Origin of the sequence: Solitalea lacus (assembly GCF_022014595.1) — a bacterium.
Classification (GTDB): domain Bacteria; phylum Bacteroidota; class Bacteroidia; order Sphingobacteriales; family Sphingobacteriaceae; genus Solitalea; species Solitalea lacus.
The window spans coordinates 936,153-956,460 of record NZ_CP091740.1 but is presented as its reverse complement, the minus strand read 5'-3'; the positions used below and the strand labels follow the sequence as shown (position 1 = coordinate 956,460).

Genomic DNA, 20,308 nt, shown 5'->3' with positions numbered 1-20,308 from the left:
TCGATGAAACCAATCAATTATGTTTAAAAAATCAAACGAACAAAGTCTTAAAGAAGCAATAGAGCTATTGCTTAACACCTATAAACTGAAGGATAAATACAATGAAGTGAACATTGTGCAATCCTGGTCCGATATTATGGGCCCAATGGTGGCTAACAGAACTTCTGAACTATTTATTCGGAACCGTAAGCTATTTGTTCGGCTCGACTCAGCCGCGCTTCGCCATGAACTTACCCGTGCAAAAGATAAAATTGTTGAAGTTGTAAACGACAGAACTGGAAGCAAGCTGATTGATGATGTTGTTTTCTTATAGATAATTCCTCATTAACATTATAAAATGAAAATATTACATAACCCTCGTTGCAGCACCAGCAGGAATGTTCTGAAAACCTTGGAAGAAAAAGGACTGCAGATAGAAATTATCAAATACATTGATAATAAACTTGACTTTGATCAGCTAAAAGGAATTATCGAACTAATTGGCATTAAACCAATTGAGCTGGTTCGCACGAAAGAAGAATTATGGAAAGAGCAGTTTGCAGGAAAAAGTCTTTCTGATGATGAAATAATTAAAGCGATGATTGATTTCCCGCAATTAATGGAGCGCCCGGTAATTATTGATGGTAACAAAGCAGTAATTGGGCGTCCAATAGAAAAGGTTATTGAATTTATAAAGTAATAGACAATCATTGAAAAAGAAAGAGCGCCGATTAATTTAACCGGCGCTCTTATTATAACTAGCCAATAAGCTTATTAGAAACGCTCAAAGCTTGAGAAGAAGAAGTTGCCTTCAATAGCAGCGTTTTCATCTGAATCAGAACCATGAATTGCATTTGCATCAATAGATTTTGCAAAGTCAGCACGGATAGTACCTGCATCAGCTTTTGCTGGATCAGTAGCACCGATAAATTTACGAAAATCCTCTACTGCGTTATCCTTCTCTAAAATAGCCGCGTAAATCGGACCTGAAGACATGAAGCTTACTAAATCATTGTAAAAAGGTCGCTCACTGTGAATGGCATAAAACTGTCCTGCAGTTTCCGCTGATAATTTAGTGTATTTTAACGCAACAACTTTATAGCCTGCTTTAATCATGCGATCTAAAATAGCGCCTGAATGGCCATTTGCCACTGCATCAGGCTTAATCATTGTGAAGGTTCTGTTTGTAGCCATCTTTTATTGATAAATTTTATTGTACTTAACTTGACTGGTTCTACTAGGCTTAATCAATCTTAAAAGCTGTCATACAACGAGATAAGCTTGATTAAAGCTATTTTAAAAATTTGCCGCAAAGATAGACTTTTAAATTTTATTTTAGCCCTCCATTTTAAAGTTGATTGTATTTGATATAACTCTTATCTCCATTTGATGATGTCTGTAAAAAAAATCGCAGCCGTTTTGGTTGCCGCTAGCCTTAGTTCTATTGCGTTCACTACTGGTTTTTTGCAAACCAAACGTGGCTTATACTATAAAATACTAAAAACATCCACCTCTCCGCAAAAGGTAAAAATTAAACAAGGTGATTACGTAAAGTTTCATTTGGTCTATAAAACCGACAAAGACTCGGTTTTGCAGAGCACTTACAAACTGAAACAGCCTATAGAAACAACTGTTAAACTTGACACATTAATGGACAAGGCCCAAGTGATGGACGCTCTTACTTTGCTTGCTAAAGGAGACAGTGCAACTTTTAAAATAAGCAGCGCCCATTTATTTAAAGGAGCTCCGACAGACGCACAACGTCCTTCATTCTTAGGGGCTAACCGATTCTTATGTTATACAATTAAAGTTATTGATGTAAAAACACCACAGCAATTAGCTGCTGAAGCTAAGGCTGCGGCCGCAAAACGTAAAGCAACAGAAGACAAAGCCATTGCTGACTACGCGCTGACAAACAAACTTCTATTAAAAAACACAATATCCGGACTTCGATACTCTATTCTTAATATAGGCGAAGGAGAGAAAGCCAAAGCTGGAGACACGATCAGTGTACATTATACAGGCAAATTATTAAATGGCAAGAAATTCGACTCTTCGTATGATCGAAACCAGCCTATTGAGTTTGTGGTAGGACAAAAAATGGTAATTGCGGGTTGGGATGAAGGTTTACAATTACTAAAAAAAGGAGAAAAAGCAATTTTGGTAATACCTTCAGGTTTAGCTTATGGTGAAAGAGCCATGGGAGCAGATATACCGGCTAATAGTATTTTAGCTTTTGATGTAGAATTAATAGATATAAAGCCTAAAAAATAGCTTGCCTATTATAGATCATTGATTTCGGGTCATAAACTAAGCAGATTAGGTACACTTGCTAATTCGTGACTCGAAATTAACATTAAATCCCTATATTCGACCCTTTTAATAAATTATATGCAAGCGATTACGGATTTAAAGCCGCTTTTACAAACCCCTAAAAACATTGTTATTACCACTCACCCTAAACCTGATGGCGATGCAATGGGATCATCTTTAGGCTTGTATCATTATTTGCTGCTTAAAGGTCACAATGTGCATGTAATTACGCCCACTGATTATCCATTCTTTTTACATTGGCTACCGGGCAATGGGGAGGTGTTGGTTTATACTGAAAAGCAAGCCGAAGCTGAAAAATTAATAGCTGATGCAGATTTTATTTTCTGCCTAGATTTTAACGGCCTACGCAGGATAAATGGCATGGGGGATGTTATAGGTGCCTCCTTGGCGCAAAAAGTAATGATCGACCACCACTTAGAGCCGGAAGGGTTTGACAATTTCCGTTTATGGAATGCAGCTGCTTGTGCAACCGCTGAACTGGTATATGATTTTATGGTACAAATGGGCGACAAGCATTTACTAAACAAGCAAATTGCTTCTTGCTTATATTGTGGAATAATGACAGACTCTGGTTCTTTCCGTTTTAACTCAGTAACTTCACATGTTCATAAGGTTGTTGCTGATTTAATAGAAGCGGGAGCAGACAACTCACGTATCCATGAGTTGGTTTATGATACTTATTCTGAAAATAGAACTCGCTTTTTAGGTTATTGTTTAAAAGACAAATTACAGGTTTTCCCTGAATTCAGAACAGCTCTCATCGCACTAACTCAACAAGATTTAGCCAAATATGAAGTTACTTCCGGAGATACGGAGGGAATCGTAAATTACGCACTTTCAATCAATAACATTAAATTCGCAGTCATTATTATTGACAGGGCCGAAATAGTGAAATTATCTTTACGCTCAAAGGGTGAGTTTCCGGCAAACGAAGTGGCAAAAAAGTACTTTGAAGGAGGGGGACATCATAATGCAGCAGGTGGTCAATCGAACCTGTCACTAGAGGCAACTGTAGAAAAGTTTATTTCCATATTGCCAGAATATAAAGAATTGTTGAACGTTTAACCAAATAGCATAAAAAAAATAAAGTCAATTATTGAAATGAAAGTAAAATTTGCAGTAGTAGCAGTAGCCCTAGCCGGTGTGCTGTTTGCTTGTAACAAAGACGGTTACAAGAAAGATGATTCGGGCTTATTGTACAAAATATATACCGAAAATAAAGGCGAAAAAATTAAAGAAGGAGACTTTGTAAAAGTAAACTTAATTTATAAAACCGATAGTGATTCAGTATTATTAAATACCTATAAGGGTCGTGGTCCGCTTGAATTAATCATTCAGCCATCAATGTTTAAAGGAGATATGATGCATGCCTTTAAATTACTTACCAAAGGAGATAGTGCTTCCTTCAAAATATTAGCTGATTCTATTTTCTCTCCAAAGCTTGGAATGCAGCAAATGCCTCCATTTATTAAGTCTGGCAGCTATTTAACGTTTACAGTTAAGATTGAAGATGTTAAAACTAAAGTTTCAATGGAATCTGATGCGAATAAAGCAATGGACAAATTCCAAGCGACTAGCAAATTAGCCTACACAAAAACTGCATCGGGTTTGCGTTACCATATCAGCACCCCTGCTCCTACAGGAACACCTATCAAAGTAGGCGATACTGTTAAAGTTCATTATACGGGCAAATTATTAGACGGAACTAAATTTGATTCATCAGTTGATCGCGGTCAGCCATTTGAATTACCAGTTCAAAAAGGAATGGTAATTGACGGTTGGGTTGAAGCTTTACAATTATTGAAAAAAGGTGAATCCGCAACATTTGTAATTCCTGCCAAATTGGCTTATGGCGAAATGGGCAATGGTCCAATTCCTCCAAACAGTCCATTAGTGTTTGATTTACAAGTTATTGATGTAAAACCTGCAAAAGCTCCAACAGCAGCAAAATAATTTTTTTTGCAAAACATATTCCATATTGCAAAAAACTGCGGGTGAACATTCATCCGCAGTTTTTTGTTTAAATGAACGTACTTAAAGCTCATTTAGTCAATTTATCCAACAATGATCCTTACCGACACCCATACTCATCAATACTATTCACCTGAAGACGCATCAGAAAGAGCCCAAGCTATTCAACGTGCATTTGACAATGGTGTATCTCGTTTGTTTTTACCCAATGTTGACAGTGCTACCATTCCTCAAGTATTTCAATTAGCTACTCAATTCCCATCTAATTGTTTTCCTATGCTTGGATTACATCCATGCTCAGTTAAAGATGATTTTGAGTTGGAACTCCACCATATCCGAACTGCAATTGACTCTAATAGAATATATGCAATAGGCGAAATCGGAATCGACCTTTATTGGGATAAAACCCATATTGAACAGCAAAAGCAAGCTTTCAAAACACAAATTCATTGGGCTAAAGATTTAAACCTACCGATCGTTATTCATTGCCGGGATGCGTTCGATGAAATTTTGGAAATACTGGAACAAGAAAAAGACGAAAAACTCCGGGGAATCTTCCATTGTTTTACAGGCACAATTGAGCAAGCAAAGCATGTTATTGACTTGAATTTCTATTTAGGTATTGGCGGAGTGGTTACTTATAAAAACGCCGGACTCGACAAAGTGGTTCAACAAGTCGACCCAAAACACATCGTTCTAGAAACTGATTCTCCATACTTAACGCCGGTGCCGTTTAGAGGAAAACCCAATGAAAGCAGCTACCTGGTTCATGTTGCACAAAAAGTGGCCGACTTGCACCAAATGGAAATTGAAAAATTGGCAAAAATAACCACTGAAAATTCTAAATCTATTTTTGGAGTTTAATTTGGAATGGTTTTATTTGCAAATTCATCAATAAACCAAGAATAACCTAAATGACCAATATTCTGATAATATATACCGGTGGTACAATTGGAATGGTAAATGACCCCAAAACCGGGGCCCTTAAACCTTTCAATTTTTCGCATATTACCGGAAATGTACCTGAGCTGAAACGGCTGAACTATAATTTCGCAGTGCATTCGTTTAACCCAACTCTCGACTCTTCGAACATGACACCTGAGATTTGGGTAGAGCTTGCCATAATCATTGAAGATAATTATAGTAGGTATGATGGCTTTGTGGTACTTCATGGATCAGATACAATGGCCTATTCAGCTTCTGCGCTAAGTTATGCATTGGAGAATTTGGCCAAACCTGTAGTTTTTACCGGATCCCAATTACCGATTGGTGAAATTAGGACGGATGCAAAAGAAAACTTGTTAACCGCCCTCGAAATTGCTGCAGCCAAACGTGAAGACGGCAAGGCAATGGTACCTGAAGTATGTATCTACTTTGATTATATGCTTTATCGGGGCAATCGTTCAACAAAATTTGACTCTGAAAAATTCCAGGCCTTTACCTCAACCAATTACCATCCCCTGGCAGAGGCTGGCATACGCTTGAAATACAACGAGAAATATATTCTCCCTCACACTGAAAAACCTTTAAAAGTTTACAAATACTTTGACACGTCTGTGGGTTCGCTGAAACTATTCCCAGGCATGGATCCACGATTTGTAAGTGGAGTTTTAAGCACCCCTGGACTCCGGGCTGTCATAATGGAGGCCTTCGGATCAGGCAATGCAAGTACCAATCCTGCTTTTTTAACTGTTTTACGAGACGCAATCAACAGAGGTGTCATCATTTTGGATATTTCCCAATGCATGGGTGGCACCGTTACTTTGGGGCATTATGAAACCAGCGATGAATTATCTGCAATGGGAATTTTAAGCGGTTATGATATGACATATGAGGCTGCTATCACTAAACTAATGTTTGTTATGGCGCAGAACATCCCACTCGATGAACAAAAGAAGATGCTTACTACCTCAATAAGAGGCGAGCTCACCAAATTGAACGGACAGAGATAATAAATTAATAGTTGAGAAAAATCCCTTTAAGTATTCTTGAAGGGATTTTTAATTTTATACTAAGATCAATTTAGTTGTAACTTAACACTTGTTATCATAAATAAAATATAATGTCAAACGTTGGATTAATCATAGAAGAGCGACCTGCCGACATTGGCAATTTCTTAGTGGGTAGATTGTTGCCTTTTAGAGGGAAAAGAATGGTGGGGCCTTACATTTTTATTGACCATATGGGCCCTGCCGCTTTAAAAGATTATCAAAACTTGGACGTTCCACCCCATCCACATATTGGCCTGTCAACTCTTACATACTTATTTGAAGGAGCCATAATGCATCGAGATAGTCTAGGAACTGAACAAGAAATTAAACCAGGGGCAGTTAACTGGATGACTGCAGGAAAGGGGATTGTTCATTCAGAGCGCACGCCTCAATATCTTCGTAACTCTGAGAAAAATATACATGGGTTACAAATATGGGTTGCACTACCTAAAGACAAGGAAAGCATGGAACCTGCCTTTCAGCATATTGAATCGGAACATCTGCCTGCATGGAAAATCGGAGAAGTTTCCTTTAAATTGATAGCAGGCGAAGCATTCGGATATAAATCTCCGGTGGCTACCTACAGCAAACAATTTTTATTAGAAATACATAGCCCTGTGCGCCAAAATTTAAAAATTGGCCAAGAATTATTTGGAGAAGCAGGCATGTATATTTTGGAAGGAAGCATTGAAAATGATGGTTTTACATATGAGCCTAAACAAATTTTAGTGGCAAAGGAAGCCTCTCTGTGTGAATTCACCATCAATGCTGATACAACTATTTACATTTTTGGAGGCATTCCTTTTGAAGAAGAGCGTTTTATTTACTGGAACTTTGTTTCATCAAGTAAAGAAACTATAGAACTCGCCAAACAGAAATGGCTTAACCAAGAATTCCAACCGGTACCTGAAGAAACTGACTTTGTTCCATTGCCTGCAGAAAAATAATTCGTAAAAACAAAACGCCATGGCACTAATTTCACATTGTACTATGGCGCTTTTTGTTAAAAAACAATTTATTCTTTCAAGTCAGATGGTACATTAATTGAATCAACAATATTTACATCTTTACCACTCTCAAGAACTCTGATTTCCACTCTCCTATTGTAATGGCGACCTTGCTCACTATCTGAACCATCTGGCAAGTGATTTTTCGCAATCGGATTGCTTTTTCCAAAATTATCTGCCGTTATCCTGTTTACAGCAATTCCTTTTTTCAAAAGATAATCCTTGGCAGCTTTTGCCCTTCGCTTGCTTAAAGCAACATTATACTTAACACTACCTTTTGCATCAGTGTAGGCTCTCAATTCAGCTGTATAATTTGGATTATTTTCAAGCACACTAACCAACTTATCGAGTTGTGCAACCGCATCAGACATTAATTCTGCGCTATCAAAGTCAAACAAAATGGATCCCAGCCTAACTTCAGAGGTTGAAGCTTTCGGAGTCATTTGCTGCATCGTATCAACCTTCATTGTATCAGCAGGAACCACAGCTGGCGCAGGAGGGGCCACTTCCTCTGCTTTTTTATTGCAACTTCTCCACCAAAAGAATGCCGCTAAGAGTAACAATGGCAACAAAATCCACCACCAGTTAAAGCCAGCAGAAGGTTCTGGCACAGGAACAGGAACAGGAGCTGCTACAGGAGGAGGTGGAGGTGGCACCACTACTATTTTCTCAGGACAAGTGCGGCCAATTTCCCTTCCGGTTTCATCTTTCAACACCCTAATTCTATAACCTGCTTTTTCTATAGCATCATACCTACTTTCATTATTCCTGTACTTTAACACCAAATTAAGTTCTTCCTTCAAAGCCTGCTCTGTTTCAAATCCTTCTGACCGAAGCAAAACCTTCCCATTTCCGTCATACCAAGCAAAATAATATTGATTGTTTTTTTCAAAACGGGCTATTTCATTCTCATCTGCATTATATCCGGTATATTCATGACAGCCTAGATAGTCATCTTCTTTCGTACCTATTTTTAAGCCCATACCCAAAGGTGCAAGCAATGGAAACAATGCAAACAATGTATTATCATCATCAATTGGACAACTACGGCCAATTTCCTTTCTATTTGCAGCAAACAACATTACCATACGTGCTCCACTTGTAAAATGACGAACAGAATAGCGTTCTGGAGTATCCTTATTCTTAATAACTGACTCTATCCCATTATCCCTTCCCTGTGGTGTGGCATACCCTTCACTTCTTAGTAAAACTTTGTTATCTGTGTTTATTAATGCAAAATAGTATTGTCCGTTTGCTTCATGCTGAAAGCTTACAAAATCAGCATAATTTGATTTAGGCTTATGTTCGTAATCAGCACAATGTAAATAATTATCTTCTCTACTGGATGACTCAATTGCAGTCAATGCAGCCTTTGCCATTTTACGTTCAGAGGGGAGTAATGCTTGAGCTTCTGCCTTTGAGTAGAAATAATTACTGCGGGCAATCTCTTGATTGTTCGCAGCCCTCATACTCAAGAAGTAACGACCATCTTCTAACGATTTAACCAAATATCGCTCATCCAAATCACGATTAGTCATTACCGATTTAATCCCGTTATCACGGATTTCTTCATTAGGATAACCTTCACTAATAAATAATACGGTTGTTTTATCATCATCAAGCATTGCGAAATAATGCTTACCGGATTCCTCATCAAAAAAAACAGAGAACCCTTCATGCTCTGAAGCAGGTTGATTTTGATAACGAGTAAACTTTAGATAGTCTTCTGATAGCATAGTAATATGTTTTTAAATTATCTCACCATTAAACAATTGGGCATTATAAAAGAGATGCAGGAACAACAACAGGAATGATTGTAAAAAGTGACCAACAAGAATAAACCTAAACAATAAATCAAAATCATTAACCTATCGGTTATTTCAAGTCAGCCATTTACAATTTAATATTTATTCTGAAAATCAGCAAATTATATTATAGTGAATAATTCATTATTATAAATGCTGGTATTTGTTTTAATATTTAATTGGGATAAAATCTGATTGGGCAAGACAAAATAATTTTATAATCTTAAATTATTATAATGAAGGCTAACTAAGTATATTTGGCCCCTAAAGATTTTAACAGAGGTTGTTTATTCTCATGTGGAGATAGAGATATTTCGGAATACCGGAATATCATTTTTTTGTAAAGTTTTTCCACTTTATCATTCTTATAAACAATTCCCGTTAAGCATCAGCACAAATGCTGAACAATTTTAGTTATAACAATGCAATAAGCAGCACCGAACGTGAATGCCGACATTAGACGAAATTAAAAAACCTATAGCCGCCGAAATTGATTTATTTGAAGATAAATTCAAAAAATCAATGCAGAGCTCCGTTCCATTGCTCGATCGTATTACCCATTACATTTACAAACGTAAAGGCAAGCAAATGCGCCCTATGTTTGTGTTTTTTTCAGCTAAAGTTTGTGGTGAAATAACGGAAGCAACATATAGGGGTGCGGCTTTGGTTGAGTTGCTGCATACTGCAACCCTTGTTCATGATGATGTAGTAGACGATGCTCATGAACGTAGAGGATTTTTCTCTATCAATGCACTTTGGAAAAACAAAATTGCTGTTTTAGTTGGCGACTTTTTGCTTTCAAAAGGATTACTGCTCTCGGTTGAACACAAAGATTACAATCTGTTGGAAATTGTATCTAATGCTGTTCGTGAAATGAGTGAAGGCGAATTACTTCAGGTGGAAAAAGTGCGTCGAATGGATATCGAGGAGGAAATATACTTTGAAGTCATCCGTCAGAAAACTGCCTCATTAATTGCCTCTTGTTGTGCATGCGGAGCAGCTTCCTCAGGGGCTTCGGCAGAAGAAATTGAACGCATGCGTTTATTTGGCGAAAAAATTGGTATCGCTTTCCAAATAAAAGATGATTTGTTTGATTTTGGACATGACGATGTTGGTAAGCCTAGAGGCATTGATATTAAGGAGAAAAAGGTTACTCTGCCCTTAATATATGCCTTAAAACAATGCGATAAAACCGAAAAAAGAAGAATCATCAATCTGGTAAAAAATCATAATGAAGAACCGGACAAAATTCAGGAAGTGATTGCTTTTGTAAAACGCACAGGAGGCCTGGAACTGGCAGAGAAAATCATGTTTAATTACCAGGAAGAAGCTTTTGATATCTTAAGAACGTTTCCTGATACTGAGCAACGAAGATCGCTTGAACAACTGGTTAGATACACCACGGAGCGAAAAAAATAACAAAAAACATGAAGAGAATAGTTATTGGAACTATTCTCCCTCGTCAAGCATTCTTCTTGCAATAGTAAAACCCTGTATATTTCATATTTTATCATAAATCATGTCAAACGAATTAATTTATTTCGGTAGTTTTTTACTTTTCATTATCGCAATGTTGAGCCTAGATTTGGGGGTTTTCAACAAAAAAGACCATGAAGTGAGTCTTAAAGAGGCACTGATAATGAGTATCATTTGGGTTTCGCTGGCTCTAGGGTTCTATACGGCGATCTATTTCAAAGGTGATCTACTGCATGGAATTACCGACATGACTCGTTTACAGGAGGTAGTAAAAGCCCACAAGCATAATATTTCATTAATTCCGGACAACTTTGAGGCCAGCTTAGATCTGTATCGTCAAAATTTATCCCTCGAGTTTATTACCGGATACGTAGTTGAATATGCACTTTCTGTCGATAATATTTTCGTTATCGTATTAATTTTCACAGCTTTTGGCGTTGAAAAGAAACTTTATCACCGCGTATTATTCTGGGGGATTTTGGGTGCCATCATCATGCGCTTCTTTTTCATCTTCGTTGGTGCAACGTTAATTGCAAAATTTGGATGGATCCTTTACCTTTTCGGGGCCTTCTTAGTATACACTGGCGTGATGATGTTTATTAATCGTGACCACGATGACGAAATTGATCCGCAAAATCACAAAGTTGTTCGCTGGGCACAAAAGGTTTTTGCAGTTTGGCCGCACTATGAGGGTAATCATTTCTTTGTGCACAAGCACGGTAAAAACATGGTAACTCCATTGTTTATCGTGTTACTTGTAATTGAGTTTACCGATTTAATTTTCGCAGTCGATTCCATCCCTGCCATCTTCGCGGTAACCAAAGACCCTTATATTGTGTTCTTCTCAAACATATTCGCCATTTTGGGTTTACGATCAATGTTCTTCCTGTTGGTTAACATTATCCATAAATTTCACTACCTTAAAATCGGACTTTCATTCCTATTGGTATTCATTGGTGTAAAAATGTTAGCCCATAACTATCTCCAAACAATAGGATTTACAACATCCCATTCATTGATTATTATCTTGTCTATTCTAAGTATAAGTGTAATTGCCTCATTGATGTTCCCTAAAAAAGAAAAAGAAGAGGTAGTAAAACAACATTAAAATCACACTTGTTTATAAATAAAAAAATGCCCGTAATGTATAGTTACGGGCATTTTTATTCACTATTAAGCGTGTTGTATTACCAGTTGAATTTGATATTCTGTACCAGTTCTGCACTTAAACTTTTGGCTACCGGACAGGTCAATGCAGCATTCTCTAGCAAATTACGCTGACGCTCGTCTATATCCAATTTTGGGAAATTAAAAACCACCTGGACTTCCACAATACGACGAGGATCAGTCCCCATAATTTTAGTAACTTCAAAATCGGTTCCTTTTAGGTCAATATTTTCTCTATTAGCCACAATACCCATAATAGTCATAGCACAACTACCCAGAGCAGCAGCCACTAAATCTGTTGGTGAAAAAGCCTCTCCCTTCCCATTATTATCAGTTGGGGCATCTGTAATGATCTTTGTTCCGGATTGTAAATGCGTTGCTTCTGTACGTAAATCGCCTTTATAAATTGTTTTAACTGTAGCCATTTAATATTAAAGTTTAAACCAGCATTATTTGTTCAGGCTTTTATTTTTCGCCTGATCAAAATTAAGCTTATTACCTTCCAAAACTACTAAAAAACGATTCAAGTTGTCAACCTTAACAATAGATCTCACTATTTGCAAGGAATTTCAAAAAAAGCTGAATCAACTAATTACCAATTAACAAAAAAGTAATAAACTAAATTAAGATATTTGCACTTTGAAATTTTGCCCAACAATTTAAGTAAATTGGGGTTTTAGTTTAAGTTATTGTTGTTGATATGATTGAACTTCCGGTAGTAAAAGCCGAACCCAGAATAAAGAAACCAGATTGGTTGCGCGTAAAACTGCCAACCGGGAAAGAATATGCACACGTTCGTTCACTGGTTGATGATCATAAACTTCATACTATTTGCGAGAGTGGCAACTGTCCGAATATGGGAGAGTGCTGGGGAGCTGGCACAGCTACATTTATGATTTTGGGCAATATTTGTACACGGTCTTGTTCATTTTGTTCCGTTGCAACCGGCCGTCCGTTAGCGGTTGATTTAGAAGAACCTGAGCGCGTAGCAACCTCTGTAGCATTAATGCAGGTAAAGCACTGTGTTATTACTTCAGTTGACCGTGACGATTTAAAAGACGGGGGTTCTACAATTTGGGCGGAAACCATCAGAGCTATTCGTGCTAAAAGTCCCGAGACTTCTATGGAAACCTTGTTGCCGGATTTTAAAGGTCAATGGGATAACCTAGAGAGAGTTTTGGCAGAAAAACCAGAGGTTGTTTCACATAATATTGAAACAATTCGCCGTTTAACAAGAGAAATTCGTATTCAAGCTAAGTACGATCGTAGCTTAGAGTGTTTAAAACGTATTAATCAGGCTGGTTTACGTACCAAATCAGGCATCATGCTTGGTTTTGGCGAAACTGAGGATGAAATATTTGAAGCAATGGATGATTTACTAGAAGCGGGCGTACACATTCTTACCATTGGTCAGTACTTGCAGCCGACCAAAAATCACCATGCAATTATTGAGTTTATTCACCCTGATCAATTTGCTAAATACAAAGAAGTTGGATTGGCAAAAGGATTCAGATATGTAGAAAGCGGGCCGCTGGTACGTTCTTCTTATCATGCCGAAAAGCATTTGTTCCCCTTATAATCTTAAGCTGATTTCATCTTGAAGAAACGTTTAACATTATCTGAAGAAGAACTTGTAACCGGGCTCAAGCAAAAGCAAAAGCTGGCAATTGAAGCATTGTATAACATGTATTCTGCAGCATTAAATGGTATAATCTTTCGTATCGTTCAATCTGAAGAGGAATCAAACGATATTTTACAAGAGGTTTTTCTAAAAATCTGGAACAATGCCACCCAATATGATACCAGTAAAGGACGCTTGTTTACCTGGATGGCTAATATTGCACGAAATCAAGCCATAGACCACCTACGTTCCAAATCGTTCAGAAATGAAAGTAAAAACCTGGAGCTGGATAATAGCGTAAGTACTATTGATCTTCTGACAAGCATTTCCTTATCGCCTGAGCATGTAGGCATAAAGGACTTGTTGCTTAATCTTAAACCTGAACAAAAGATCATCGTTGAAATGATATACTTTCAAGGATTTAAGCAAAGTGAAGTTGCCGAAGAGCTAAACATTCCTTTAGGCACGGTAAAAACACGCTTACGTATGGCAATTATGGAATTAAGGAAATTTTTTAACTGATATTTGCTGTGGACGTAAAAGAATATATAGAATCAGGAATACTTGAAACATACGTTTACGGAGCGTTGTCTGAAGCTGAGGCTCAAGAAGTCCTTACATTAGCTGCTCGCTACCCCGAAATTGCAGAAGAACTCGCTAAAATTGAAGAAAATTTTGAAAGCACATCACTTGCTATGGGAATGGAACCTAATCCAGTTGTTAAACAGCAGATCTTAGAGCAGATTTCTGTCCATAAATCTGAAAAACCAGAAATTCCCTTATACCCTACACGTTTATTTGCCTATGGAATGGCAGCCTGTCTTACTTTATTACTAGTAAGTAGTATTGCAGCCTTTACATACTGGGAACGCTGGCAATCTTCTGAACAACTGTTAGTTGCTGAACGTGAAACAAATACAAAAACAGCAGCCGACATGGCTTCCATGAAAGCAGATATGAACACCTATAAAGGCGTGTTACATAATCCTGATATCATAAAAATCCATTTGGCATCTACCCCCTCATTTCCGGGAAACGGAGTTATGGTTTATTGGAATGCAAAGAATGCGGATGTGATGATCGATATGCTTAATTTACCCGAAAACGACAATAACCACCAATATCAACTTTGGGCTCTTGTTAATGGCAAACCTGTTGATGCCGGAGTTTTCGATGTTAAAAAGGGCGAAAAAACAATGTTTAAAATGAAAGACATTAAAGGGGCCCAAGCATTTGCCATAACCCTGGAACCACGAGGCGGCAGCCCTAATCCAACAATGGAAAAAATGTACGTTAAGGGAAACATTTAGACAAATAAAACTTCAAAGTATAATAAACAAAAAGCACCGATTAAATTTAGAGTCGGTGCTTTTGCTTTTACTCCGATTGTAGATCATATTTTATTATTTAGCTGAAAAATCGTTTTATTAATTTGCCTGGCTAAATTACTTGGGAGAATTACAGACAAACCAAGTTCCTCCAATGCGTCCCCTGCCCTCCCATGCAAATAAACTCCTGTTAGTGCAGCTTGCGAGGCAGTATAACCCTGGGCCAACAAAGCAACAATTAGTCCCGTAAGAACATCCCCTGAACCTCCAATGGCCATAGCAGGAGTCCCTGTTTTATTAAAGTAAACATGGCCAGTTGGTGTAGCTATTATGGTATATCTGTTTTTTAAAACAATAATTAACTCTAGCTCAACAGCCTTCTTTTGCATTGTGACTACCCTTTCATTCCAATTCTCGTGCATGCCAAATAAACGATCGAATTCCTTAACGTGTGGCGTAAGGATTGCTTGTTCAGGCACTAAATCAAACAATGTTTTATCCTCCGCCAGCATATTTAAAGCATCGGCATCAAATACACAAGCACCTCTGAAATTATAAAGAGTATCGTTGAGCTGCCGCATCGATTCATTATCAGTCCCCAATCCTGGGCCAATTGCTAATGCAGTGTATTTGTCCCAATCCAAATTCGTCTTATTTCTTATGACCGCCATCACCTCTGGCAAACGACAGTTAAATGCCGCTAAACCGTTCGAAGGTATATAGGCTGAAGTAAGTCCTGCTCCTGAATTTAAACAAGCCTCCGCACATAAAAGAGCTGCGCCCATAGTTTCTTCCTTCCCCGCTATTATTAAAGCATGTCCAAAAGTTCCTTTGTGACTAAAGTTTTCGCGTTTCATTAAAACTGATCGAATATCATTTTCTTCAATCAGGGCATAATTGCTACTACAATGATGTATAAAGTGTTCATTCAATCCAATGTTCACAGCACTCCATCGGCTCATAAACTTCGCCGACTCAGGAAGTAAAAAGTTTAATTTAGGCTGCTGAAAACAGATTACCCAATCAGATTTAAACACAATGTTGTTTTTATTAATCGGTTCATCTGCCAGCATCCCGGTAGGTAAATCGACCGCAACCACCTTTTTATTCAATTGATTCAATTGTTGAATCCAAAAAGCTAGCACACCTTCTAATGGCTTGTTAAGCCCTGAACCTAAAACAGCATCAATCAATATATCAGCATTTTCAGCTGGCAAATCCAAATTTTCCTGTACCAAAATTATCTCTATAGAAGAAATTTTGCGAAGGCGTCTCAGGTTTTCATCAAAATCAGGAGACGTTTTGAAGGAATGCTGCAAAATAATAACCCTAACATGCTCATAATGCATATTGTGCAATAAGCGGGCAATTGCCAATCCATCCCCTCCATTATTACCAGTTCCACAGTAAACCGTTATAGAGGTATTCTTTTTTGTAATTTCCTGCACAAATCTGTTTACAAAGGCATTACTTGCCCGCTCCATTAAATCAATAGAGGCGATGGGTTCATTTTCAATTGTATATTGATCTGCCTGACGTATCTGAGATGATGATAATATTTTTTGCACTAACTGATTTTGTTTTTGGCAATAAAACAAAAGAAAGACCTTGGCAATTAAGGTCTTTCTTTTGTGTCTTTATATAAATTAATGATGAACACGCGGAGAGTGTTTCTTGCCCTGCACATCAGGATTGGTCGTTCCTCTGTTTATGGTAGCCTGTTTATTATCGGTTTGAAAAGATAGTTGTCCGCCACTATTAGAGATGCCTCTCTTTTTTTGTTCAACTCTACCCGACAAAAATGCGCGATTGGCAGTTGTACCGGAAATCATATCCTCATGGAATTTGTTTCTAAGCTCTTTCATAACATCAGGATTAAAATAAAACCACCTATAAATTTAACCAATTTCGGCTTAAAAAGAATGTCGCTTTTTACACTCTTTGATAAACCGGAATGAAAAACACAAAGATTACGAGTCACTAATAGTCACTTATTCAGTCTCATTTTCTGCCATATGATCAACTTCACATGCTTTTTGAACAATTTGGTGAATAATAGAATCAAGATCCTCGGCAGCTGCTTTAAGATTTGTAAGAACTTCAGTATCCAGAGTGCCATCCTCATTATTGGATTTAATTAAATTAATCAACCCTAAAATATTTGCCACTGGAGCTCTTACCATGTGAGACTGTATGTGTGCAATTTCAGTAAGCTTTTCATTCTTCAACTTTAAAGCTTCTTCCGATTGCTTACGCAACATCAGCTCTTCCTGGGTTTTGGTTAATGCACCACGTAATTTCTCTACGGACAAGTTTTCAAGAAAACAAAGCAGAATAATACTTGTGGATGTATGTATCCAATATGTTAATGACGAAAGCCCTATTGGCTCCTTAACCGGCAGAAAATTATAAGAGTCAACAACAACAAGAATTAGCCCTATCAAAATGGCAGCGACACCAAATACCCATAATTCTTTTTTTCCCATTGTTAACCCGGCAAACAAAACTACAATTGGCAAAATTCTAATCCCATGACTTTTCATCCCCCCTCCAAACAAGGAAAACCCAAAAATCAAGAACAGTAATAAAGTGATATAAAGAATGGCGATTAATCGAACATTCTCTCCTTTCTGAACCAGATAGAGAAAGCCAATACTTTGCGTCCAAATAAGAATTAAGAGTAAACTGTAACGCAAGCTATGTTCATTCTCTATTATCGCAGCAGAAAGAAATGAAATAGAAAGAATAAGAAGAACTGCCCAGATTATTTTTACCAAAATCACTCTTTTTCCTATTATACCATTTTCATGAGACTCGATAAATGAAATACGTTCTCTCATAGCGTAACATTTTTGGTTAAGATCTTAATCTTCGGCATCAATTATTTTCCGATTATAATATACAATATACACAGATAGTCAATAGTATACCTACTTATACATGAACAATCTTATTCAGCAATTTTCTAGTACTTTTAAACATGCTGAAACGTTTTAGCTTTGCCACTTTAATACAAATTATGGATATTCGGCTCAGATATTTAATCTAATCCTAATTTATCTTGAAAAAAATGAAAATAAAGAAACAAATAACAACTGCTTTCCTGGCGTTTATTATTGGAATCTTTGTCAGTCCTACTCCGCTACTTGCCCAAAAAAACAAATCAATAATTCGGCTAGGGGAAGCCAATACGCAGAATTTTGATCAAGGCTGGTTGTTCAAAAGATTTGGATTACAAGCAGATGGATCCAGACTAGAAGAACCTAAAGGAATAGAAAACTTATCATACTTTGATGCTTCCTGGCAAAAATTAGATCTGCCCCACGATTGGGCAATCACCGGGCCGTTCCGTATAGATTTGGCAGGTGAAACAGGCAAACTTCCATGGAAAGGCATTGGTTGGTACCGAAAACATTTTATGATAGCTAAAGAGGATGCCAACAAAAGGATGTTCATAGATTTTGACGGAGCAATGGCCTATGCTGAAATATGGCTAAACGGAAAATATATAGGAACTTGGCCATACGGCTACAGCTCATTTCGAATGGAGTTAACGCCATATATCTTACCGGGAAAAGAAAATGTTCTGGCCGTAAGATTAAATACTGAAAAATGGGACTCTCGTTGGTATCCAGGAGCTGGCATCTACAGGCATGTATGGTTAGTAAAAACCAATCCCGTACATGTAGGGCACTGGGGGACATATATTACAACTCCCGATATTACTGAACAATCAGCTAAAGTTAATATTGACGTAACGGTAGACAATCAAAGTAAAGAAACTATTGAAGCTACCCTTCAAACTCAAATTTATGAAGCTGGAATTGGGAATAATATCGGTAAGAGTGTGGCAAATTCAAATGATATTCGTCTGACAATTCAACCAGGAGGCAATACTCTTGCTTCTACAATAATAAACCTTACTCAACCAAAACTTTGGACTATTGAGCAACCCAACCGCTATTTTACGAAAACGAATGTATTAGTAAAAGGCAAAGTGGTGGACACTTATTACAGCACTTTTGGCGTACGAAAATTAGAATTTACCGCCCGAAATGGTTTTCTACTTAACGGAAAGAGGGTTGAGATAAAAGGAACTTGTAATCATCATGACCTTGGTGCATTAGGCGCTGCAATAAATACCAGTGCATTAAAACGTCAGTTACAGATGCTTAAAGAGATGGGATGTAACTCATTACGTACTTCACATAATCCTCCTGCTCCTGAACTTTTGCAATTAGCAGATGAAATGGGATTTCTAGTTTGGGATGAAGCCTTTGACGCCTGGAAAACTGGCAAAAAACCTAACGATTATAATAAAATATATGACGAGTGGCATGAAAAGGATTTAAAAGCATTGATTCATCGAGACAGAAACCATCCTAGTGTGTTTATCTGGAGTATTGGCAATGAAGTAATGAATCAGCGAGACATAGAAATGACAAAGCACCTTGCCGATATCGTAAAAAGAGAAGATCCTACTCGTCCGGTATCCAATGGATATAATGATCCTGATGGTGGACGCGAAGTTGGAGCGGTGGAAGCTTTGGATATCATGGGGGTAAATTATTTTTTCAGTCAACAAGCCCGGTGGGATGCTGACCCTCGTTATGCAAATAAACCGACAATCGGGAGTGAAACTTCCAGCTGCGTGAGTTCCCGTGGAGAGTATTTTTTTGGAAAGGAATATCAAAACTGGCAAATCACCTCTTACGATTCAGCAAAACCAGGTTGGGGTTGTTCTCCTGACGTTCAATTTAAAACCAATGCCCAATACATGCATCTACTAGGTGAGTATGTTTGGACAGGGTTTGACTATTTGGGAGAGCCTACACCATATGGATCTGATGAAACCAATTTGCTCAACTTCCGCAACGATCCCTCTAAAAAGGAAGAATTGAAGAAAAAGTTGGAGGAAATGCAAAAAAGTAATCCACCCTCAAGAAGCAGCTATTTTGGCATCATTGATTTGGCAGGTTTTCCTAAAGATCGTTATTACTTGTACCAAGCACACTGGCGACCTGATTTACCAATGGCACATATTCTTCCTCACTGGAATTGGGAAGAACGCATAGACTCAATTGTTCCTGTGCATGTATACACTTCAGGAGATGCAGCAGAACTATTCCTTAATGGGCAGAGTCTTGGGCGCAAAACGAAAAAACCTGGAGAAGATTTTCGTTTGGTTTGGAATGAGGTTAAATATAAGCCGGGAGAGCTAAAAGTAATTTCCTATAAAAATGGCAAAGAATGGGCGAAAGATATGGTAAAGACCACTGGAAAGGCAGCAAAGCTTTCTCTCAAATCTAATCATTCTCAAATTGCAAATGATGGATTAGACTTAGCATTTATAACATTGCGGGTAGAAGACAAGGATGGCTTGCTGGTACCACGTTCTAAACCAGAAATTCAATTCGAAGTTGAGGGGCCCGGAGAAATAGTTGCAACCGATAACGGAGATGCCACCAGTTTTGAATCTTTCCAAAGTTCAACCAAACATGCTTATAACGGATTAGCCTTGGTAATTGTAAAAGCAAAGAAGGGGGCAAAAGGTACAATTATAATTAAAGCTAAAAGCAATAATATAACCAGTGCCCAAACAACTGTTTTGGCAAAGTAGACTTTTGAT

Annotated in this window: 20 protein-coding genes; 14 read left to right on the top strand and 6 right to left on the bottom strand. The window is 37.7% G+C overall.

Translation table 11 applies throughout. From position 1 onward, the window contains the following. Nucleotides 1-19 precede the first annotated feature (19 nt). A complete protein-coding gene (locus tag L2B55_RS04065; RefSeq protein WP_237849015.1) occupies nt 20-313 on the top strand; it encodes a DciA family protein in 294 nt (97 codons plus the stop codon). 24 nt (nt 314-337) lie between these two features. Further along, a complete protein-coding gene (gene arsC, locus L2B55_RS04060; RefSeq protein ID WP_237849014.1) occupies nt 338-679 on the top strand; it encodes an arsenate reductase (glutaredoxin) in 342 nt (113 codons plus the stop codon). 74 nt (nt 680-753) lie between these two features. On the opposite strand, the gene L2B55_RS04055 is transcribed toward arsC, so the two are convergent. Further along, nucleotides 754-1,173: a nucleoside-diphosphate kinase gene (locus tag L2B55_RS04055; protein WP_237849013.1), complete on the bottom strand. Its 420-nt coding sequence runs from the start codon at nt 1,171-1,173 to the stop codon at nt 754-756. 195 nt (nt 1,174-1,368) lie between these two features. Between L2B55_RS04055 and L2B55_RS04050 the strand changes: the two genes are divergently transcribed. From L2B55_RS04050 to L2B55_RS04025, 6 genes are all read left to right on the top strand, one after another. Further along, nucleotides 1,369-2,253, top strand: coding sequence for an FKBP-type peptidyl-prolyl cis-trans isomerase (locus L2B55_RS04050; protein WP_237849012.1), 885 nt, complete (start codon nt 1,369-1,371; stop codon nt 2,251-2,253). A gap of 117 nt (nt 2,254-2,370) precedes the next feature. Then, nucleotides 2,371-3,378 carry a DHH family phosphoesterase gene (locus L2B55_RS04045; protein WP_237849011.1) on the top strand — a complete coding sequence of 336 codons (1,008 nt, stop codon included), beginning with the start codon at nt 2,371-2,373 and terminating at the stop codon, nt 3,376-3,378. 36 nt (nt 3,379-3,414) lie between these two features. Next, nucleotides 3,415-4,266, top strand: coding sequence for an FKBP-type peptidyl-prolyl cis-trans isomerase (locus L2B55_RS04040; RefSeq protein WP_237849010.1), 852 nt, complete (start codon nt 3,415-3,417; stop codon nt 4,264-4,266). 111 nt (nt 4,267-4,377) lie between these two features. Continuing rightward, nucleotides 4,378-5,148 (top strand): TatD family hydrolase, encoded by a 771-nt coding sequence (locus tag L2B55_RS04035; protein ID WP_237849009.1) that lies wholly within the window; start codon nt 4,378-4,380, stop codon nt 5,146-5,148. Between the two features lie 50 nt (nt 5,149-5,198). After that, nucleotides 5,199-6,236, top strand: a complete 1,038-nt coding sequence (locus L2B55_RS04030; RefSeq protein ID WP_237849008.1) for an asparaginase — start codon at nt 5,199-5,201, stop codon at nt 6,234-6,236. Between the two features lie 110 nt (nt 6,237-6,346). Further along, nucleotides 6,347-7,222: a pirin family protein gene (locus L2B55_RS04025; protein WP_237849007.1), complete on the top strand. Its 876-nt coding sequence runs from the start codon at nt 6,347-6,349 to the stop codon at nt 7,220-7,222. 68 nt (nt 7,223-7,290) lie between these two features. Here L2B55_RS04025 and L2B55_RS04020 read toward each other — a convergent pair whose 3' ends face one another. Next, nucleotides 7,291-9,018: a DUF1508 domain-containing protein gene (locus L2B55_RS04020; RefSeq protein ID WP_237849006.1), complete on the bottom strand. Its 1,728-nt coding sequence runs from the start codon at nt 9,016-9,018 to the stop codon at nt 7,291-7,293. A gap of 516 nt (nt 9,019-9,534) precedes the next feature. Here L2B55_RS04020 and L2B55_RS04015 point away from each other — a divergent pair. Continuing rightward, nucleotides 9,535-10,506: a polyprenyl synthetase family protein gene (locus L2B55_RS04015; RefSeq protein WP_237849005.1), complete on the top strand. Its 972-nt coding sequence runs from the start codon at nt 9,535-9,537 to the stop codon at nt 10,504-10,506. Between the two features lie 100 nt (nt 10,507-10,606). Then, nucleotides 10,607-11,671 carry a TerC family protein gene (locus L2B55_RS04010; protein ID WP_237849004.1) on the top strand — a complete coding sequence of 355 codons (1,065 nt, stop codon included), beginning with the start codon at nt 10,607-10,609 and terminating at the stop codon, nt 11,669-11,671. 79 nt (nt 11,672-11,750) lie between these two features. On the opposite strand, the gene L2B55_RS04005 is transcribed toward L2B55_RS04010, so the two are convergent. After that, on the bottom strand, nt 11,751-12,155 hold the full coding sequence (locus L2B55_RS04005) for an OsmC family protein (protein ID WP_237849003.1): 405 nt from the start codon (nt 12,153-12,155) through the stop codon (nt 11,751-11,753). A gap of 275 nt (nt 12,156-12,430) precedes the next feature. Here L2B55_RS04005 and lipA point away from each other — a divergent pair, with 275 nt between their 5' ends. The 3 genes from lipA to L2B55_RS03990 are packed head-to-tail and all read left to right on the top strand — an operon-like array spanning nt 12,431 to nt 14,661. Next, nucleotides 12,431-13,309, top strand: a complete 879-nt coding sequence (lipA, locus tag L2B55_RS04000; RefSeq protein ID WP_237849002.1) for a lipoyl synthase — start codon at nt 12,431-12,433, stop codon at nt 13,307-13,309. Nucleotides 13,310-13,327: 18 nt separating this feature from the next. Next, nucleotides 13,328-13,873: an RNA polymerase sigma factor gene (locus tag L2B55_RS03995; RefSeq protein ID WP_237849001.1), complete on the top strand. Its 546-nt coding sequence runs from the start codon at nt 13,328-13,330 to the stop codon at nt 13,871-13,873. 8 nt (nt 13,874-13,881) lie between these two features. Then, nucleotides 13,882-14,661: an anti-sigma factor gene (locus L2B55_RS03990; protein ID WP_237849000.1), complete on the top strand. Its 780-nt coding sequence runs from the start codon at nt 13,882-13,884 to the stop codon at nt 14,659-14,661. An 83-nt stretch (nt 14,662-14,744) separates the two neighbouring features. Here the strand turns inward: L2B55_RS03990 and L2B55_RS03985 are convergent, their stop codons facing one another. The 3 genes from L2B55_RS03985 to L2B55_RS03975 form a co-directional block, all read right to left on the bottom strand. Next, nucleotides 14,745-16,247 (bottom strand): NAD(P)H-hydrate dehydratase, encoded by a 1,503-nt coding sequence (locus tag L2B55_RS03985; protein ID WP_237848999.1) that lies wholly within the window; start codon nt 16,245-16,247, stop codon nt 14,745-14,747. A 78-nt stretch (nt 16,248-16,325) separates the two neighbouring features. After that, on the bottom strand, nt 16,326-16,544 hold the full coding sequence (locus tag L2B55_RS03980) for a hypothetical protein (protein WP_237848998.1): 219 nt from the start codon (nt 16,542-16,544) through the stop codon (nt 16,326-16,328). A gap of 126 nt (nt 16,545-16,670) precedes the next feature. Next, nucleotides 16,671-17,519 carry a hypothetical protein gene (locus tag L2B55_RS03975; protein WP_237848997.1) on the bottom strand — a complete coding sequence of 283 codons (849 nt, stop codon included), beginning with the start codon at nt 17,517-17,519 and terminating at the stop codon, nt 16,671-16,673. A gap of 230 nt (nt 17,520-17,749) precedes the next feature. On the opposite strand from L2B55_RS03975, the gene galB reads away from it, so the two are divergent. Further along, nucleotides 17,750-20,299, top strand: a complete 2,550-nt coding sequence (galB, locus tag L2B55_RS03970) for a beta-galactosidase GalB (RefSeq protein WP_237848996.1) — start codon at nt 17,750-17,752, stop codon at nt 20,297-20,299. Nucleotides 20,300-20,308: the final 9 nt, after the last annotated feature.

Coding starts and splice junctions, on each gene's coding strand:
- L2B55_RS04065 (WP_237849015.1), top strand. CDS start 20: ATGTTTAAAAAATCAAACGAACAAAGTCTTAAAGAAGCAATAGAGCTA.
- arsC (WP_237849014.1), top strand. CDS start 338: ATGAAAATATTACATAACCCTCGTTGCAGCACCAGCAGGAATGTTCTG.
- L2B55_RS04055 (WP_237849013.1), bottom strand. CDS start 1,173: ATGGCTACAAACAGAACCTTCACAATGATTAAGCCTGATGCAGTGGCA.
- L2B55_RS04050 (WP_237849012.1), top strand. CDS start 1,369: ATGATGTCTGTAAAAAAAATCGCAGCCGTTTTGGTTGCCGCTAGCCTT.
- L2B55_RS04045 (WP_237849011.1), top strand. CDS start 2,371: ATGCAAGCGATTACGGATTTAAAGCCGCTTTTACAAACCCCTAAAAAC.
- L2B55_RS04040 (WP_237849010.1), top strand. CDS start 3,415: ATGAAAGTAAAATTTGCAGTAGTAGCAGTAGCCCTAGCCGGTGTGCTG.
- L2B55_RS04035 (WP_237849009.1), top strand. CDS start 4,378: ATGATCCTTACCGACACCCATACTCATCAATACTATTCACCTGAAGAC.
- L2B55_RS04030 (WP_237849008.1), top strand. CDS start 5,199: ATGACCAATATTCTGATAATATATACCGGTGGTACAATTGGAATGGTA.
- L2B55_RS04025 (WP_237849007.1), top strand. CDS start 6,347: ATGTCAAACGTTGGATTAATCATAGAAGAGCGACCTGCCGACATTGGC.
- L2B55_RS04020 (WP_237849006.1), bottom strand. CDS start 9,018: ATGCTATCAGAAGACTATCTAAAGTTTACTCGTTATCAAAATCAACCT.
- L2B55_RS04015 (WP_237849005.1), top strand. CDS start 9,535: ATGCCGACATTAGACGAAATTAAAAAACCTATAGCCGCCGAAATTGAT.
- L2B55_RS04010 (WP_237849004.1), top strand. CDS start 10,607: ATGTCAAACGAATTAATTTATTTCGGTAGTTTTTTACTTTTCATTATC.
- L2B55_RS04005 (WP_237849003.1), bottom strand. CDS start 12,155: ATGGCTACAGTTAAAACAATTTATAAAGGCGATTTACGTACAGAAGCA.
- lipA (WP_237849002.1), top strand. CDS start 12,431: ATGATTGAACTTCCGGTAGTAAAAGCCGAACCCAGAATAAAGAAACCA.
- L2B55_RS03980 (WP_237848998.1), bottom strand. CDS start 16,544: ATGAAAGAGCTTAGAAACAAATTCCATGAGGATATGATTTCCGGTACA.
- L2B55_RS03975 (WP_237848997.1), bottom strand. CDS start 17,519: ATGAGAGAACGTATTTCATTTATCGAGTCTCATGAAAATGGTATAATA.
- galB (WP_237848996.1), top strand. CDS start 17,750: ATGAAAATAAAGAAACAAATAACAACTGCTTTCCTGGCGTTTATTATT.